Here is a 17,632-nt window from a genome sequence, read left to right on the forward strand (position 1 = left end):
TTTCCGGGCTGCCGGGTTGTCGTTCGGGCGGTTTTGGAGTAAGGTAGGAGAGAAAAATCGTACCGGGACGGGCTTGGGAAGTTCGTCTTCGGGCTTAAGAAATGAAGGAGAGATTGGGATATGACGCGCATCAAGGAAAACTCGCTGGTTCTGTTCCAAGGCGACAGCATCACGGATTGGGGCCGCAACCGCGAGGAATCGGAAAGCTTGGGACATGGGTACGCCCTCCTGGTCGCAGCGGAATTCGGCAGACGCTATCCGGAAAAGAAGGTCCGCTTCCTCAACCGGGGGATCGGCGGCAATCGGGTCGTCGATCTGCAGGAGCGTTGGCAGCGGGATTGCCTCGACCTGAAGCCGGACTGGGTCTCCATCTATATCGGAATCAACGATACCTGGCGGCGGTACGACAACAACGAGCCGACCGGCACGGAGGCGTTTTACGAAGGCTACCGCAAGCTGATTCAGCGCACTCTGGAGGGAACGGATGCGGGCATCCTCCTGGTGGAACCGTTCGTTCTGCCGTACCCGGAAGACCGCAAAGCCTGGCGGGAGGACCTCGACCCGAAGATCCAAGCCGTCCGCGAGCTGGCGCGCGAGTTCCATACGCCTTACGTTGCTCTGGACGGATTGTTTGCCGCCGCCTGCTCCAAGGCCGAACCGGAATATTGGGCAGCGGACGGCGTGCATCCCACCGCAGCGGGACACGCCATTATCGCCAAGGCTTGGCTGGAAGCGATGGAAGCTTGATCCGATTCTCCTGAAGATGCAGCAAAAAAAGCCTGCCGCTTGTGAGCTTTTTCGTCACGGCGGCAGGTTTTTTGGTGTACAGTGAAGAAAGGATATGACAAACAATGGAAAATTAGGATGGAAAGGGGGTTATTCGGCTTGCTCCGAGCCTGCCACCGCAATGCGGTAATCCCGCAGGAAGGCGGTTAAGTCATAGGGCAGCACGATCAGATGCATGCGCGAGTCGTCGTCGAAAAACAGCAGCCTATGCGGCCCCTTTGCATCCTCGGCGAAGAGAAACAGCTCCCGGACAGGACCGCGGTACCAATCGCGGTCGACCACAGCCGGAGGGACGAGCGCAATGCGCAGGCCGATTCCCTTGTGCGGCTCGAACGCCAATTCTCCGGCTTTGCCGGAAGCGGCGCTCAGCCAGCGGTCCGCCTCTTGGCGGAGGCGGCTATCCGCGGGAATGAGCCGGATCACCTGCTCCCGCTTCACGTCAAACAGCTCCGCGTCGGGTACGGCGGAGGGCGGGACTGAAGCGGTGGGCTTACCAGACGGCGTGGCGGTGCTTGGCGGCACGGCAGCGGTCGGTTGGGCGGGTGCGTGGGTCGGCGATGCGGCGGCGGTTGGCGAGGGAGCGGATGCCGCTGCGGCGGCGGTTGGCGAGGGAGCGGATGCCGCTGCGGCGGAGATCGGCGTTGCGATTCGAGCCGGTGGTCCCGCCAGGGCTAGGGAAGCGGGACAAGCAAGCAGCAGCGCAGCGGTCAACAGCAGGCCGGCGAAGAATTTGGACAAGTCGAATCTTCCTTTCCATTGAAGCTTTTGGTCCTAGTATGGGTGATTGGAAAGCAAAAAAAACGGCTTCCCGGGAGGAAGCCGGCCTGAGGCCGCTTGCGCGCCGTAGGCGGCAAGGAAACGGTGAGGCTTACGGAGCGTTGACCGGCACGGACTGGCCGAAATATTCATCCAGCGTTACGCCTTGACCGGCCACCTTCCGGGCGAGCTCTTTGCCCAGGTAGCGGATATGCCAGGGCTCGTACTGATAGCCGGTGATCTTCTCGGTTCCCTTGGGATAACGGATGATGAAACCGTAGTCCGGCGCATGCTTGGCGAGCCATTTGCCTTCGGCCGTCTCGCCGAACGACTCTTCCAGCAGGTAGTTGACCTCCTTGCAGGAGACGTCCATCGCGAGTCCCGTCTGGTGCTCGCTCATCCCCGGCCGCGCGCTGTAGCGGGAAGCGGCGGCTTCTCCGTCGCGCTTGACGTAAGCGTTGAACAGCGAGGTTTGAGTCTTGTAGGAACGGTAGCCGGATACGGCATAGAGTTTGACTCCGTCCTTGTCGGCAGCGGCGAATAGCTCCTCCAGGGCGGCGGCGGCCGTCTTGCGCATCTTGCGCTTCTCCAGCTTCTCGCTGAAGGAGAAGCGAACCTTCGGCTCCGTCAGATCCGAGGGAACATAATCGGCGGGAAGCTTGCGCGACTTGTTGACCCAGACGGCCAGCTCCGACGGCTTGGCGATGGTGGTGACGGCGTCGGGCTTGGCGGAAGCCGATGGCTTAGCAGTAGGTTTCTCCGGCGGCTTAGCGGTGGGCTTGGCCGTCGGCTTCGCAGTGGGTTTGGCGCTGGGCTTGGCCGTCGGTTTGGCAGTAGGCTTCGCGGTCGGCTGTGCCGTTGGCTTGCCGCTTGCCGTCGGTTCTGGCGAGGCGGATGCGCCGGTCGACGCCGACGGCTTGGCGCTTGCCGGCTTCGCCGACGGCGATTCCGAAAGGGAAGCGGATTGGGATGGTTGAATGGAAGAAGCGGAGCCCGCCAGCGGTTTGGCGTCCGAGCAGCCCGATGCGAGCAGCAGGGCGGACGCCATGAGCGGGATCTGCCAAGTCAATTTGGGTTTCATTCGTTGTACCTCCGGTTTTGCGGGTCTTGGGAGCGGCGGAACGCTCGGGTTCCTCCCTATAAGACGAATCGTAACCCCGAAGGGTTGCATCATCGCCTTTTTTGCGGGGGCCTACCTTTTCCCCTCGCAATTTGGCATAATGGACGGAGAACAATCGAACGGAAGGGGAAGTTTTCTTGTTCAAGAAAGCGCTCGGATTGCTCATGGCCGGGGGACTCCTGGCAGCGGCTTTTTCCGGCGGTTCGGCTCACGCCGACGGCGGTCTGCTCCAAAACGGCGGATTCGAAAGCGAGGGGGCCGGACAACCCACCTCCTGGTCAGTCGATTCCTGGCTTGCCGGTGAAGACAACTCCCGGCTGACCATCCAGCAGGAGATCGTACATAGCGGCACGCATGCGGCCCTCATTGAGAATCTGCAGCCCAACGACGCCAAATACGTCCAGAAGGTGTCGGTCGACGCCGACACCCTGTACAAGCTGTCGGCTTACGTGCGGGTGGATTACGCCGATGCCGAGACCAAAGGGGCCAACATCTCGGTGTTGGGCATTGGAGATACGTCCATTGACCTCAAGGCGACGAACGGCGATTGGCAGCTTGTCGAAATGTACGGCAAAACCGGCAAAAGCCAAAAGGAGCTTCAGGTTGCCGTCCGGCTCGGCGGGTACGGGAGTCTGAGCAAAGGCAAGGCTTACTTTGACGACGTCAGCCTGACCAGGGTAAACGAGGCTCCGGCCGGTGCGACCGTCCTGCCGCTGGCTCCCGCAGGCTCGGATATTCCCGACGCCGTGTCGGCCATGGGCATCGCAGCCTTGTCTGCCTTGTTCGTGCTGCTCTATTTCTTCGTCTATCAGCGCTGGATCCGGCCGCAGCCGGCGGGAGGGCTCCGGGAAAAACGGCATTTCGCCGCTCTGTTCGGGGCGGCCGCCGTCATCGGTCTCGGGCTCCGGTTCTACCTGGCTCTCAAGTCGCCGGGCTATGTAGTCGACGTGAATACCTTTAAGGCCTGGGCCGCCAAGGCGGCGAGCGGCGGGCTCTCCCGCTTCTACGACGGGCAGTTCGCGGACTACCCGCCGGGTTACATCTACGTGCTCTGGCTGCTCGGCACCCTGCAGAACGTCTTCCATATCGACTGGGCCTCGAAGTCTGCGCTTCTGCTGATCAAGCTGCCCGCGCTCCTCGCCGATGCGGCCGTCGCCTATCTGCTCTTCCGTGAGGGTAGCAAGCGGATGAGCGCCTCGGCGGGCTTCGGGCTGTCGCTCCTGTTCCTGTTCAACCCGGCGGTGCTCGTCAATTCGGCCGGCTGGGGCCAGATCGATTCCGTGTTCACCTTCGTCCTGCTCGTCACCCTGCTGCTGCTTGCGGCGGGCAAATGGGAGGGCTCGGCGGCCGTGTTCGCGCTCGCCATTCTCATTAAGCCCCAAGCGTTGATTTTCACGCCGGTCTTCCTGTTCGAAGCTTACCGGCAGAAGAAATGGTCCCGCTTCGCGGCCTGCCTCGCCATCGGCCTCGGCGTGTTCCTGGTGCTGATCGCGCCGTTCTCCTTTCACCAGACCGGACCGATGTGGATCATCGACCTCTACAAGTCGACGCTCGGCCAATACGCGTACGCCACGCTGAACGCTTTTAACGTGTACGCGCTGTTCGGCGCAAACATGGTCGCCTCCAGCCTGGGCTCGCCCTTGTCGTACCAGACGCTCGGCAATCTGTCCATCGTGCTCACGGTCCTGGTCGCGGCGTACTTCTTCTTCCGCCGGAAGAAGGAGGGAGGGGACAAGCTGTTCTATTCGGCGCTCTTCCTGATCTTTATGGTGTTCATGCTGTCCGCCAAGATGCACGAGCGCTACCTGTTCCCGGCGCTGGCTCTGGCGATGTTCGCTTTCTTGTTTTCCAAGGACCGGAGGCTCCTGCACCTGTTTGCGGGGCTCAGCATCGTCCAATATTTCAACGTGCATTATGTCCTCAAGAACGCCGCGATCAACCAGCCGCATATCGCCAAGCACGACGGAATCCTGCTTGCCGTCTCGTTCACCTCGGTGCTGCTGCTCATCTGGATGATCCGCATCGGATACGATCTCTACGTGACCGGGCGCAAGGAGCCGGTTGAGCCTTATCCGCAGTACAGCGCTCTGCCGCCGGGGCTTACCGACACAGCGCTCTTGCATACGCCGGACAGCGGCGCCCGCATGGAGCGGTTCAGCCGCCGCGACTGGCTCTGGATGAGCGTGCTTACGCTGGCTTACGCGGTCGTGGCCTTTATCAATCTGGGCTCGATGCACTCTCCGGTGACCACCTGGGAGCCCGCCTACGGGGGATCGGCGGTCGTCGATCTGGGAGAGGTTCGCCAGATCGATCGGGTGAATACCTTCGGCGAGATCGGGACGGGCAAGTTCAAGCTGGAATTCGCCCGTGAGCCGGGTCAATTCGGCGATGCCGTCATCGTCGAGAACACGTACACCAAGGTGTTCTGGTGGAACGTCCAGGACCTGGATGTCAAGGCCCGTTACGTGAAGGTATCGGTGGACGAAGCGGGCTTCTCGCTGAACGAAATGGCCTTCTACCAGAAGGACAACCATACGCCCCTGAAGGTCGCTTCCGTCGAGGAGGATGCCGGGCATCCGGCCAAGCGCGGGAACGCCGCTTTCCTGTTCGACGAGCAGAAGGATGCGGTGTACCAGCCGACCTTCATGAACGAAACGTATTTTGACGAAATCTATCACGCCCGTACCGCTTACGAGCATCTGGAAATGATGAAGCCTTATGAGAATACCCATCCGCCGCTCGGCAAGCTGATCATCGCCGCCGGCATCTGGCTGTTCGGCATGAATCCGTTCGGCTGGCGGGTGATGGGAACACTGATCGGCGTGCTGATGATTCCGCTGACCTACGTATTCGCCAAACGGCTCTTCGGCCGGTCGGAATATGCCCTGCTCGCGGCGCTGCTCATGGCGGCGGATTTCATGCACTTCGCCCAGACGCGCATTGCCACGATCGACTCGTATGGTGTGTTTTTCATCATGTTGATGTATTATTTCATGTACCGGTACTACTCGATGAGCTTCTACAAAGCGCCGCTGAAGAAGACGCTGGTCCCGCTGTTCCTGTCCGGCCTGTTCTTCGGCATCGGCGCAGCGAGCAAATGGATTGTCATCTACGGCGGAGCGGGACTGGCGCTCCTGTTCTTCCTGTCGCTGTTTGAGCGCTACCGGGAGTGGAGGACGGCCGGGAAGCTGCTTAAGCTGCCGGAGACGGCCCAGAAGCCGGAGGTGCGCGATCACCTGCTGCACATCCGCAAGGTGTTCGGAAAGTTTACGGCCAAGACGGTCGCCTGGTGTACCCTGTTCTTCGTCGTTATTCCCTCCGTCATCTATTCGCTCTCGTTCCTGCCGATCATGAGCGTGAAGGGCGAAGGGAAATCGTTCCACCAGCTGGTGCAGTACCAGATTAACATGTACGATTACCACAGCAAGCTGAAAGCCACCCACGGCTTCGGCTCTCCCTGGTACGAGTGGCCGCTGATGGTTCGCCCGATCTGGTATTACAGCGGCAAGCCGGCCGTAGGCGCCGATCAGGTGTCGAGCATCTGGTCGTTCGGCAACCCGGCGGTGTGGTGGATCGGCCTCGTCGCCTTCATCGTCACGCTGTTCTTCCTGAAGAACCGCGACAAGAACCGCGGGATGTTCGTGGTGGCGGTGGCGTTCTTCTCGCAATTCCTGCCTTGGGTGCTCGTTACCCGGCTGACGTTCATCTATCACTATTTTGCCATGGTGCCCTTCCTCATCTTCTCCATCGTCTATATCGCCAAATGGCTGCTGGACAAGCGGCCGGAATGGAAGTGGGGGGTCTGGGGATATGCAGGGGTAGCCGTGCTGCTGTTCGTCCTGTTTTATCCGGTCCTCTCGGGGATGACCGTGTCCAAGTGGTACGTGGACCATTTCCTGCGCTGGTTCGGCACCTGGTATTTCTACATCGGGTAAGGCAAGGCTGCTAGTAAAGAAAGGGGATTTCCATGTCCGAACGTGTCCGTATCTCCATCGTCATTCCCATGTACAACGAAGAAGAAGTCATCGCCGAGACCTACCGCAGGCTCCGCGAGGTCATGCTGCAGCAGCCGGAGGCGTTCGAGCTGGTGTTCGTCAACGACGGAAGCCGCGACCGGACGGCGGAGATCGTCCGGGAGATCGCAAGCCGCGACCGCACGGTGCGGCTGATCGATTTCAGCCGCAACTTCGGCCATCAGGTCGCGATCAGCGCCGGCATGGACTACGCCATGGGGGATGCGATCGTCGTCATCGACGCCGACCTGCAGGACCCGCCCGCCGTGATTCTGCAGATGATCGCCAAGTGGAAGGAAGGCTATGATGTCGTATATGGCCGTCGGCTGAAGCGCAAGGGCGAGACGGCTTTCAAGAAGCTCACGGCGAAGATGTTCTACCGGCTGCTGAGGAGCATGACGACGGTGGACATCCCCGTCGATACCGGCGATTTCCGGCTGATCGACCGGCGGGTATGCGACGTGCTGCGCAGCCTGAAGGAGAAGAACCGCTATGTCCGCGGCCTCGTGAGCTGGGCCGGATTCAAGCAGACGGCCGTCGAGTACGTGCGCGAGGAGCGGTTTGCCGGCGAGACGAAATACCCGCTGAAGAAAATGATCAAATTCGCGGCCGACGGCATCACGTCGTTCTCGTACAAGCCGCTGAAGCTGGCAACCTACCTCGGCATGGCCGTGTCGGTCGTGAGCTTCGTCTATCTGATTATCGTCATCGTCCAGAAGCTGTTCACCGACAGCACGCAGACCGGCTGGGCTTCGACCGTGGCGATTCTGCTGTTCTTCAACGGCATCATGCTGATGCTGATGGGCATCATCGGCGAATACATCGGCCGCATCTACGATGAAACCAAGGATCGCCCGCTCTATATCGTGCGGGAGGCAAGCGGCTATCCGGCGGATTATGCCGCCGCCGGCCGCGTCGACATCCGTGTCGGCGGCGGGGTACAGCCGCGGCCGGGCCATGATGAAGCGTCGCAAGACAAGGCGGAAGCGACCTATCGCTTCGGGGAAGAAGGCGGGCCCGCAGGGGCTTCGCCCGTCGTCCCGCCGGCTCCCGCCCCGCTGGACCCGGAAGAAGAGCGGCGGCTTAGGATGGAATCGCTGACGGCGAAGCTGCCGCAGGAACGGCTGTTGAACTACGGCGCAGGCTCGGGGCTGGAAGCGGCGGCTCGCGAGGAGGAATGGCCTGCGCCGGGAGAACGGGCATCGGGCCGTTCCTTCGGCGGCAGCACCGGGAATGCCGGCGAAGAGGGTGACGGCAAGTGAATTCGGTTCGCCGGCTTGTTCGGAAATACGAGGACTTCCTGAAATTCAGCGTGGTCGGCGCAGCCAATACCCTGGTCGATTTTGCCGTCTATACCGTGCTCTATCTGCTCGGCGTACCGTTCCGGGTGGCGCAGGTCTTCTCCTACGCGGCTGGGACGCTGAACAGCTACATCCTGAACAAGAGCTGGACGTTCAAAGCGGCGGCTCAGGGATCGGCGGTCGGCATCTCCGATAGCGGCGATGCCTCCGACAGGCCGGTTGGCGCGGAGCGGAAGCGATCTTCAAGCGGAAGGGCGCGCCGCGACTGGGCGCAGGCGGCTCGGTTTCTGACGGTTAACCTGATTACCCTCGGCGTGTCGATCGTGCTGCTCGGCCTGATTAAGGAGCGGCTCGGGGTGAACGCGCTGATCGCCAAGGCGCTGGTCACGGTCGTCACCACTCTGCTCAATTTCGTCGGCAGCAAGCTGTGGGTCTTCCGCAGCGGATCGCCGTCCGGCTTGAAGGAAGGCCTTGTCGGCCGCTCCGGACATTCGCCGGATTGACACGGGTTATCCCATAGGAAGTGTCCGGGGGAACGCCATTGTTCAACCGCAAAAAGACCGGCCGCGGCCGGTCTTTTGTGTCTCTTGCAATGCAGCTAAGGAGAGTGAGCCGGACCCTAAGCATTCGCCGCAACGGTCAGGCGTGCGATTCTATTCGATAGCGGCGCCCAGCGCTTCGCCGCTCTCCGAACGGCCGGCTGCAGCCAGCTCGGCCGCTTTGCGCAAACAGGAAATTTGCCCGACATGGATTCCCTCATGATGCAGGCTGAACGCGAAGAGCTCGCCGATCGTGTGCAGGGGATGCCCCAGCCGCCGAAACGGCTTAACGGCCGGTTCCCCCCAGCGCGGGACATAGATGCGGCGAATCGCTTCCCCTTGCTCCTCCAGCAGCCGGTACAGCTCGGACAAGGGGGGCGGAGGCTGCTTCCAATCGGCCGGCCGGGTTCCGTTGGCGAACAGCCGGAAGAGCGCGGGATCGAGCAAAGGCGGATCTCCCGCAAAGTGGGTGACAACCGTTTCCTGGACGGTAAGGATATGCCCGAATTGCCAGCGTATCGTGTTGGAGAAACCCAATGGCTGAAGGTCCGCCAGTTCTTCCGTCAATCCATCCATCGCTCTCAGGGTTATGCTGCGAACAAGCCTTAGCTGACCAAGCCATTGTTCTTGATTCATCGCGATCCCTCCGGGATGGTTTCTTTCAGTATAGATCAATCCGGGTGTTCGAACTAGCAGGGTTTTTCCATTTCCCAGAATTCTCCGCTAGGCCGGGCGGTTCGGGATGTGGTAGACTCTAGCAAAAGAAGGCCAAAGCTCTCTTCGTTGAGAGAGCGCGGGGGATTTCTTGCCGCATGCCGTTAGGCAGCTAGGGGTGAATCGCAAATGCGAGAGGAGGGCTCCCCCTTCTCAACCCGACAACTAACCTCGCAGGCCGAGCTTGTGGGAGGACGTTTTGAAAAAGTGGAAGACAGGTTTACTGTTCTTGTTGGTAGGTGTAGCTGCCGCCTTGGCGGTTGGGTTGGTTCAAGCGGCGAGGACGCCGCTCGCAGGCGGTTCCGCCGAGGTCGGTGAAGCGGCGGGAACCGGCATCTTGACGGCGCCGGCGTTTGCGGCAATGGAAGCGCCGCCTCTCTTGAAGCTCGGCGCAGCTCTGCCGCTCGGTGCGCCGGCCGCGGCCGAGCCGATGGCCGCGACGCGGGCAATGCCGCAAGCCGCCGCTCCGGCGCAAACCCCGGAAGCGGCGGCGCAGGCGGCCAAAGCGCAGGCGCAGGCGGCCAAAGCGCAGGCGCAGGCAGCAAAAGCGCAGGCGGCCCGCCGGGAAGCGGCCGCGAAGGAGGCGGCTGCGGCTGCGGCGAAGAGCAAGGCCGCTGCGGCAGCCAAGGCCGCCCAAGCGGCCAAAGCCAAGCAAGCCGCCGCCCAGGCCAAGCAAGCGGCCGCCCAGGCGGCAAAGAAGAAGGCGCAGGCGGCCGCCGCTTCGGCACAAGCCGCCAAGCCCTCCAAGGCGCAGTCGGCTTCGTCCGGCAGCAAAAAGGAAGCCGCGCTGTCGGCTTCCTCCCGCCGGGTCGTCTCCGCTTGGGGCGAAGTGCTGACCTTCAAGCGCTCGCTTAAGGTGACGGCGACCGGGTATTCCTCGGCTCCCGAAGAGAACGGGTGGGGGGCCGTGGACTATTACGGCAACGCCCTGAAGCTGGGAACCATCGCAGTTGACCCGGATGTGATTCCGATGGGGAGCAAGGTTTATGTAACGGGCTATAAAGGCAGCGGCCTGCCGGGGAGCGGAATGATCGCTTACGCCCGCGATCAGGGCAGCGCCATCCAAGGCAGCCGGATTGATATCTTCATCCCCGGAGGCAAGCAGGATGCGCTTGACTTCGGCATCCAGTCCGTCCAGGTGTACATACTGGAATGAGGAAGCTCGGTTAGAAGACGGCACGTGTCCCTTGCGGATTCGTTGCCGTCTTTTTGCAGACAGCTGCAACCTTTTTTTTCCTTTCCGCGTTCTATAAGTAGCCCAATTGGGGAAGCACGGAAAACGGGATAAGGGAGTCGATGAGGATATGCGGAGCAAGGGAATGGCGGCCGGACTGCTGTCGGCCGCGCTATTCACGACGGGGGCCCTTCCGGCAGCGGCAGCGGGAAACGTCTCCGAGAACATGGCGGCCAAGAACGCCGCTATGGCATTGGCCGGGGCCGGCGATACGGCCGTCAAGGCCAAGATCGGCAAGGAGGAAGCGCTGGCCAAGCTGAAGGCGGCAATTTCCATACCGGCCGGCTATAAGCTGACGGCCGCCAGCTTCAACGGCGACAGCTGGATTTCCGAGAATGGCAGTTGGCAGTTCCAGTTTGAAAGCGGTTCCGGCAGTCAGGTCTATTCTTACTTGTTCGGTACGATCGACGGAGCGACGGGCCGGCTCATCGGGTACAGCCTCTCCGATCACGATCCCGACAAGCAGGTGGTGTATCCGCCCAAGCTGGATTATGCGGCGGCGAAGGAGGTGGCCTTCGGCCTGCTGAAGAAGATGAACCCCGGGGAAGCGGCCTCGACGATCTACGACGGATCGAATGACGAATCCTATGTGCCGCCGCTGCAGGGGGAAGTGTCCTATTCCTTCCGGTTCGACCGGTCGGTGGACGGCGTGCGGTATCCGACCGACAATATCACCTTTACCATTGACGGATCGGGGGCGCTTACCGGTTATCAATTCGCCTGGCATCCCAGCGCCGCCTTTGAAGCGTCGAAGCCGGCGATCGCGGCGGCAGATGCGCTCGCGGCTTACAAGAAGGCAGCCAAGCCCTTCCTGCAGTACGTTTTGACGGAAGGGAAGAAGGCCAAGCTCGCCCTGACCTATGCACTCGATGCGCGTCCGCTCGATGCGGCGACCGGCAAGCTTGTTTCATGGGACCGGACCGATTTTGCCGGGTTTCAACCGCTGGCTGCCAAACCGCTCGCCGCCAAGCCGGCCCGGGGCCAAAAGCTGACGGACGAAAAAGCGGCCGAGATCGCCCGCAAGACCCTGTCCATTCCCGCCGCTGCCGTGCTGGAGGGCATCACCTACAACGAGCAGGCAGCCTATGACGCCGCCGGTGCCGCGCAAGCCGTATGGCGGGTTACCTTCCGTATCGGAAAAGCCGCCGATTCGAACGCAATTCGCTATAGCGCTGCCGTCAATGCCGATACCGGCGAGGTGCTTACGTACAATTACGATTCCAGCAAGGCTTGGCAGCCGCTGACGGAAGCGGAGCTGCCCAAGGTTCTCGATGACGCCAAGCTGAAAAAGTCCGTTCGGGACTTCGTGCTGAAGACGCTGCCTCACTACGCCGATCAGCTCGGTTTTATCGAAACGGACGTTCCCGATAAGCTGGCGGCCGCCGCGAATGACTCCAGCGTGAACACGGGCCGGATCGCAGACTTTTCCCTTCGCCGAGTCGTCGACGGCGCCGTTACCCTGGACAGTCTGTCGGTGAACGTCGACCGGATCAACGGAACGGTCATTCATTATTCGGCCAATCTCGCTTCTGTCGATTATCCCTCCAAGACACCGGCGGTTATCGCCTCCACGAAGGCAATGGATATTCTGCTGGCTCCTTACCGCTTGGAGCTGCAGTACCAGGATTCGCCCGCAGCCGATTATTCGACTCCGTGGAAAGACCGCAAGCCCGCCAAGCTGGTGTATATGCCGACCTCGCAGGTCTACGATTCGATTTACCTCGATGCCGTCACCGGCGAGTGGAAAAAGCAGGAGACCGGAGAAGTCACGCAGCCCGGCCGGACCGTGGCGACGGACATTGCGGGCCATCCGGCGCAGAAGGAGCTGCAACTGCTAATCGACTATAAGGCGCTGGACGTCAAAGACGGCAAGGTTCATCCGGAGCAGGCCGTCACCCGGGGCGAACTGATCAAGATGCTGATGACCGCCCTTCAGAACGGCAGCTTTCACACCTTTTACGCAGCCGGGCGCGCCAACAGCTACAAGGATGTCCTGGCTACCTCCTCCTACTTCTCGTACGTGGAAGCGGCGGTAGACGCCGGCATTCTCGACCGGTCTACGGATACGCTTAACCCGGACGCCAAGATGACGCGGGAAGAGATGGCAGGACTCTTGGTGCGGGCGCTCGGCTTCGATAAGCTGGCGGGGGTAAGCGGCCTGTTCAAGCTGGACTACCGGGATGCGGATCAGGTGAAGCTGAAGGGCCAGGTCGCCATTGCGCTGGCGCTGGGCTTGTTCAACAAAGCCGCCGACGGCAGCTTCCGGCCTACCGCCGAGGTGACGCGAGCCGACGCGGCCGTTGCCTTCTACAAATTCCTGCAGATTCGCCCGACCATGCAGTCCTCGCCGATTCGACCGCTGAACTGAGCCGGCGGGCCTCCTGCCCATGCCAATAGCCATCCTCTCCGCCATGTCCGGGAGAAGATGGCTCTTTTGCCGTTCCCGCAGAACCGGCCGCATGTGCATTGCACCCGGCTGATCGGGTAAGGCTTGGTGGCCCTCAGCCTATTCCGCCGGTACGGCTTTGGTTCAGCTTAACCGGGATAGGCGAGCTCATAGCCGGGTTGGGCCTCCAGCCAACCCTGCAAGCGCTCCAGCATGACGGCGGCCTCGGCGCGCGTCGTGAAGCTGCTTGCGCTAAAGAAATCGGCGGTGCGTCCTTTGACGATCCCCAGGTCGAGGGCCCTCGCCACCGCCTGCCGGGACCAAGCGAGCGTGCCGCCATCGGCGAAGGGCTGCAGCAAAGCGTCCTGACGGCCGGAGGAGAGCGGCGGAAGCACAGCCGTCCGGTCCATCAGACGGCTGATCATCGCCGCCATCTCCTCCCGGGTGATCGCCGCCTCTGGCCGGAAGGTTCCGCCGGGATAGCCGGAGAGCACGCCGAGCCCGGAGAGGAGCGCTGCGCTGCCGGCATACCAACTGCCGATGGGTACATCGCGGAAGCGGCCGGCGGCTCCGGAGGCAAGCGGGCTGCCGCCGAGATATAACCGGGACAAGAGCGCCGCGAATTCGGCGCGTGTCACGGAACGCTCCGGCTCGAAGCGGCCGGCGCCGGTCCCGGCGATCACCCGCCGCTGCGCCAGGGCCAGCACGCTGTCGCGGGCCCAATGGCCGGTCAGATCGGCATAGGCGGGAGCCGAGGCGAGCGGCTTGGCCGGAACCAGCTTGGCGAACGCCGGCCAGAGGTCCGGCGTCTCCTCGCCCATGTACCAAGCGGCCGAACCCCGCAGGGCGTACTGGGGGATCAACGCGGTCCGGCGCTTCATGGAGGCCGTGTCCTCCAGCCAGATCTGGTGAACGACGCCCGAGGCGGTGTAGCGAACCTTGTTCTGCTCGGCGCCGGCATCCCATGTCCGGCCGAGGCCCAGCCGGCTCACCAGCGCGGCGGCGTCCTTGGCGGACAGGTACTCGCTGACCACGGAGCCTGCCGCGGAAGTCGACCAATCGCGGGTATAGAACGGAACGCCAAGGATGACCTTTTGCGCCGGAACCTCCTTCAGCAGAAGGCGGACGCCCTCTCTAATCCAAGGGAGAGAACTGGTCGACCCGGCGGTCGGAGCGCCTTCGTAATGCTCATCGTATCCCATCAGGATGAGGAAATCGGCAACCTTGCCGAGCGCTTCCCGGTCAAGCGAGCCGGACCAGTAAGGATCGGGATTGGTGCGGGTGACGTCGACCGTCACTTTCATTCCGTAAGGATGCAGTGCAGACGCGAGCTCGCCGATGAAGGCGACGAACAGCGCCTTGTTGTCGGGTTGGATGTTCTCAAAATCGACGTTGATCCCGTCCGCTTTCGTCTGCAGGAGGGCCGAGCGGATTGTCGAGACCGCTTGCTTGCGTTGCTCCGCCGACCGGAGGAACGCATTGGTCAGATCGGAATCGAACCGGTTGCCGAACAGCGGCCAGACCTCCTGGCCTTGGCGATGGGAGGCGGCCACATACGCGGCGTCGGGAGCCGAGGTAAGCGGAGCCTTATCCGAATCGAGGAAGAACCAGCGCGGCGATACCGCATTGAGGTCCGCCGACACCCGGTTTTGGGCGAGGAAGGTTACCCGGTCGCCAAAGGCGTTCCAGCCGAGCACATACCGTTTAAGCGGTCGTACGGTTACGGCGGCCAGGTCGACGTAGCCGGTCTTGCCCCCCAGCAGCTGCAGCTTGCCTTGGCCGGACTCGAACGAGAGCACCGGGTATTCCTCTCCGGCGGACAGCGAGGCTATCCGCTCGGAATGCGCCGCGTCTAGGTAGACCGGCACTTGAGCCGAGCGGGCGGCGGCGGCTATGTAGGGTGAAAGCTCCGGGATCGGCGTCGCCATGGAAGCGGCACGATCTGCGGATGCGGCAGACAGCAGGGGAGCCGCGAGCAGCGGGAGCAGCAGGGGCTGGAGCAGGAGCATCCGCTTGAGGCTTTGGAAGAAGGGAAGCAGGGCCATGGTATCCACCTTTCCGCCGGGAACTCGACGGTTTTCCCTTCATTGTAAAGAAGCGGACTCTTCAACCCTAGTGAAGATCGCTGGTAGAAGAGGGAAATGCTAGAATCCAATACTAGAATCCACCGTGTGAAGTGCCCGCCTTCAAGCTTACCAGCCGCCTCCGGATTCCCGGGGCGGCTGGTAAGCGGCAACGAGGCTGGCGCACTATTCTTCGTGCTGCTCGATAAACCGGACGGTGATGGGGTCGGAGATGACGGCGGAGCGGCGGCAGGAGGTTTCGCTTTGGTACGCAAAGAGAGCGGCGGCCCGGTTAATAATGAGACTGCCGAATGGGGGATAAGCTGTACTAACCTCAAACGTTACGGTGCGCGACTCTCCCGGCCCGATCTCGCCGAGCTCGACTCCGACCACCGGGTCGGGCGCGGGGACGCCGTTGATCCGCAGGCTTCCCGTCACGTACTGCAGCGATTCGTCCAGCGGGTCGAAGAGAACGGTATTCTCCATGCGGAAGCGGGAGGAGCGGTTGGTGAGCACCAGGGTGTATTGGAAATGCTCGCCCAGCGATACGGCGCGGACACTGGCGCTCTTGGTCAGGAAGACAAGCGGCAGCGGCTGCAGGGCGGCGATTCGAATGATCACCGGATTGGATTCGAAGTTCTTGGTTGTTCGGCTGCCATCGGCCAACTCGAACATCGCTTTGGCCTCCGCCCGGTTGCTGAAGCGGCCCGGCTTGGTGGCGAGAACCAGGAAGCGGATGGCCAAGCCGGTGCCGGATGGGATCGATCCGATCTGAATGCCGTCCACCGGATTCTCGTTCAAACGGACAAACGGATCCACTTGAATCGTTCCCGGAATGAATTTCAATCCCTTGGGTATGACATCGGTCAGCTTGACGGACAGGGCCGGAGCGTTGCCGTCGTTGAAGATGAGGATCGTATAAGCAAGCCGGCTCCCGGTGGATTGGGCGCAGCGGTCGACGAATTTTTTCAAAACGAGGTTCGGGAAGGGGCGCAGCGTTCCTGCGGTGACGGTGACGGGATTCGGAGTCGTGATCGGGATAGGAATGCCGCCCTGCGCCGCTAAGATGGTTCCGGGCAGGGGAGGAATGGTGATGCCGGGAAAGGTCACCGGGGAAGCAAATACCAGGGTGCCGTCCGGCAGCACGACGGCCCCCGACTGATTGGGATGAGAGGGCGTCGGGGAGAACTCCGGCGACAGGACGGAGAAGACGGGAAGTTCCATCCCGGGAGCGGCGGGAAATCCGAACGGAGGCGTGAGCTGAGGGATGTGCGGATGGCAATCCGGCAGGAAGGTGCCGGGAGGCGCGACGACAAGGTTGCCCTGATTGATGATGACGCCTCCCGGAGGCATGCCGAGGATGAGCGCTTTGAAGCCGAGCGCGATTCCCTGTCCCGGGTTAACCGGCGAGAGCAGAATGCCTTGAGCAATGTTTATGCAGGGGACGGAATTGCCGTTGATCGTCACGCTGTTCGGGATGAAGGCGACGTTGCTCGGCAGAAGGTCCAGCACGACTACATCGGCGGGCGCAACGCCCCCATTGAAGATGGTGATTGTGAACGTAACCTTGGAGCCAACCGGGGCGGTGGTGACGTCGGCAGTCTTGGTGCCGGTAATCGAGAACGAGGGACCGGTGGTGGTCGTGGTCGTCGGGAGCAGGGTCGTCGTCGTAGTGGTGGGAAGCAGGGTAGTGGTCGTTGTCGTCGGAAGCACCGTCGTGGTCGTGGTCGTCGGAATTACCGTCGTCGTCGTTGTCGTGGGCAGCACGGTGGTCGTGGTGGTGGTTGTCGTGGTCGTCGTCGGAAGCGCCGTGGTGGTGGAGGTGGTCGGCACTTCGGGCAAGGCGGGCAGGCAGCCGATGAACGGAACATTGTGTTCCTCAATCGATCCGGTTGTATTGGTCAAGGATTGGGCGACCATCGTTCCGTTGATGTTTCCGAATCCCCTGGCCTCCCAGTTGGCATAAGGTGCGAGAACGGAGCCCTCAATGGACAGGTTCTGGTTAAAAGCCGTCGACGCTTGGTAGAAATTCCAGAGAATGAAGGGTCCGGCCACCCGATCCATGACGACCCCGTTGCGGAAAATCGAATAGCTGCCAAAGCCGACCTCATCCCCGCCTACATTGATCAGGATCGTGGAACCCTCAGGGGCTACGATGTTGATGCCGTTTGCCGAATCCAGCCGAAGGCCCGATCCGTCCACGTTGTTTCCGTGGAAAGTGAAAATATTCAGAGTGGGGCTGGTTCCCGTTAACACGATCTGGCCGAAGTTATTGCTGACGGTACCGTTGGGAGGCAAAGCCGCCCATTGGGCCGAGGCCGTCATGAGAAACATTTCGGCGGCGGCAAAATCGACGGGCGTTCCGATCAAGGGTTGGTTGGGGACGCCGTTGTTGTTGGTCATGGTGTACCGAATGACCATGCTCGTCGGGCTAATCACGGTATTGCCGGCGAAGTTGGTGCCCATGCTGATATCGACATTGCCGCCGATGACGAGATCGGCTCTCGTCGTGGAGACGGGCAGACGGCTTCCGACCCCGTAGCTCACGTAAGTGGCCGTTCCTCCGACGGCTACCCTTCCTTCCGAATCGACAAACGATTGAGTATGATTGCCAAATACAAACACATTGAAGTCGTTAGCCGTACCCAGGTTTGCACAAGCCATTTCTTGTTTACCTCCCGATTGCAGATGTTGCAGTATATAGGCGTTTGTTAAAAACC

The 17,632-nt window shown here is 61.6% G+C and carries 10 protein-coding genes, 1 pseudogene and 1 riboswitch; of the genes and pseudogenes, 6 read left to right on the top strand and 5 right to left on the bottom strand.

Features of this window, described 5'->3' with window-relative positions:
* Positions 1–120 precede the first annotated feature (120 nt).
* Positions 121–747 (top strand): SGNH/GDSL hydrolase family protein, encoded by a 627-nt coding sequence (locus ACSEXS_RS03570; protein ID WP_438431809.1) that lies wholly within the window; start codon positions 121–123, stop codon positions 745–747.
* 129 nt (positions 748–876) lie between these two features.
* Here ACSEXS_RS03570 and ACSEXS_RS03575 read toward each other — a convergent pair whose 3' ends face one another.
* Entirely contained in the window at positions 877–1,524 is a 648-nt protein-coding gene (locus tag ACSEXS_RS03575) for a hypothetical protein (protein WP_438431810.1), read from the bottom strand.
* A gap of 130 nt (positions 1,525–1,654) precedes the next feature.
* Complete coding sequence (locus ACSEXS_RS03580; protein ID WP_438431811.1) at positions 1,655–2,623, bottom strand: M15 family metallopeptidase; 969 nt, start codon at positions 2,621–2,623, stop codon at positions 1,655–1,657.
* A gap of 176 nt (positions 2,624–2,799) precedes the next feature.
* Between ACSEXS_RS03580 and ACSEXS_RS03585 the strand changes: the two genes are divergently transcribed.
* The 3 genes and pseudogenes from ACSEXS_RS03585 (at position 2,800) to ACSEXS_RS03595 (ending at position 8,479) form a co-directional block, all read left to right on the top strand.
* Complete coding sequence (locus ACSEXS_RS03585; RefSeq protein ID WP_438431812.1) at positions 2,800–6,597, top strand: phospholipid carrier-dependent glycosyltransferase; 3,798 nt, start codon at positions 2,800–2,802, stop codon at positions 6,595–6,597.
* 32 nt (positions 6,598–6,629) lie between these two features.
* A pseudogene (locus tag ACSEXS_RS03590) lies at positions 6,630–7,559 on the top strand (glycosyltransferase family 2 protein); the annotation flags it as partial.
* 374 nt (positions 7,560–7,933) lie between these two features.
* Positions 7,934–8,479, top strand: a complete 546-nt coding sequence (locus tag ACSEXS_RS03595) for a GtrA family protein (RefSeq protein ID WP_438431813.1) — start codon at positions 7,934–7,936, stop codon at positions 8,477–8,479.
* A 150-nt stretch (positions 8,480–8,629) separates the two neighbouring features.
* Here the strand turns inward: ACSEXS_RS03595 and ACSEXS_RS03600 are convergent, their stop codons facing one another.
* Entirely contained in the window at positions 8,630–9,151 is a 522-nt protein-coding gene (locus ACSEXS_RS03600; protein WP_438431814.1) for a DinB family protein, read from the bottom strand.
* Positions 9,152–9,271: 120 nt separating this feature from the next.
* Positions 9,272–9,424, top strand: a riboswitch (cyclic di-AMP (ydaO/yuaA leader).
* Between the two features lie 4 nt (positions 9,425–9,428).
* Between ACSEXS_RS03600 and ACSEXS_RS03605 the strand changes: the two genes are divergently transcribed.
* Entirely contained in the window at positions 9,429–10,385 is a 957-nt protein-coding gene (locus ACSEXS_RS03605; RefSeq protein WP_438431815.1) for a 3D domain-containing protein, read from the top strand.
* Between the two features lie 148 nt (positions 10,386–10,533).
* Entirely contained in the window at positions 10,534–12,831 is a 2,298-nt protein-coding gene (locus ACSEXS_RS03610) for an S-layer homology domain-containing protein (protein ID WP_438431816.1), read from the top strand.
* Between the two features lie 167 nt (positions 12,832–12,998).
* On the opposite strand, the gene ACSEXS_RS03615 is transcribed toward ACSEXS_RS03610, so the two are convergent.
* Together ACSEXS_RS03615 and ACSEXS_RS03620 are read right to left on the bottom strand one after the other, a co-directional pair.
* Positions 12,999–14,894, bottom strand: a complete 1,896-nt coding sequence (locus ACSEXS_RS03615; RefSeq protein WP_438431817.1) for an S-layer homology domain-containing protein — start codon at positions 14,892–14,894, stop codon at positions 12,999–13,001.
* A 204-nt stretch (positions 14,895–15,098) separates the two neighbouring features.
* On the bottom strand, positions 15,099–17,576 hold the full coding sequence (locus ACSEXS_RS03620) for a choice-of-anchor A family protein (RefSeq protein ID WP_438431818.1): 2,478 nt from the start codon (positions 17,574–17,576) through the stop codon (positions 15,099–15,101).
* Positions 17,577–17,632: the final 56 nt, after the last annotated feature.

Source organism: Gorillibacterium terrae (assembly GCF_051594785.1).
GTDB lineage: Bacteria > Bacillota > Bacilli > Paenibacillales > NBRC-103111 > Gorillibacterium.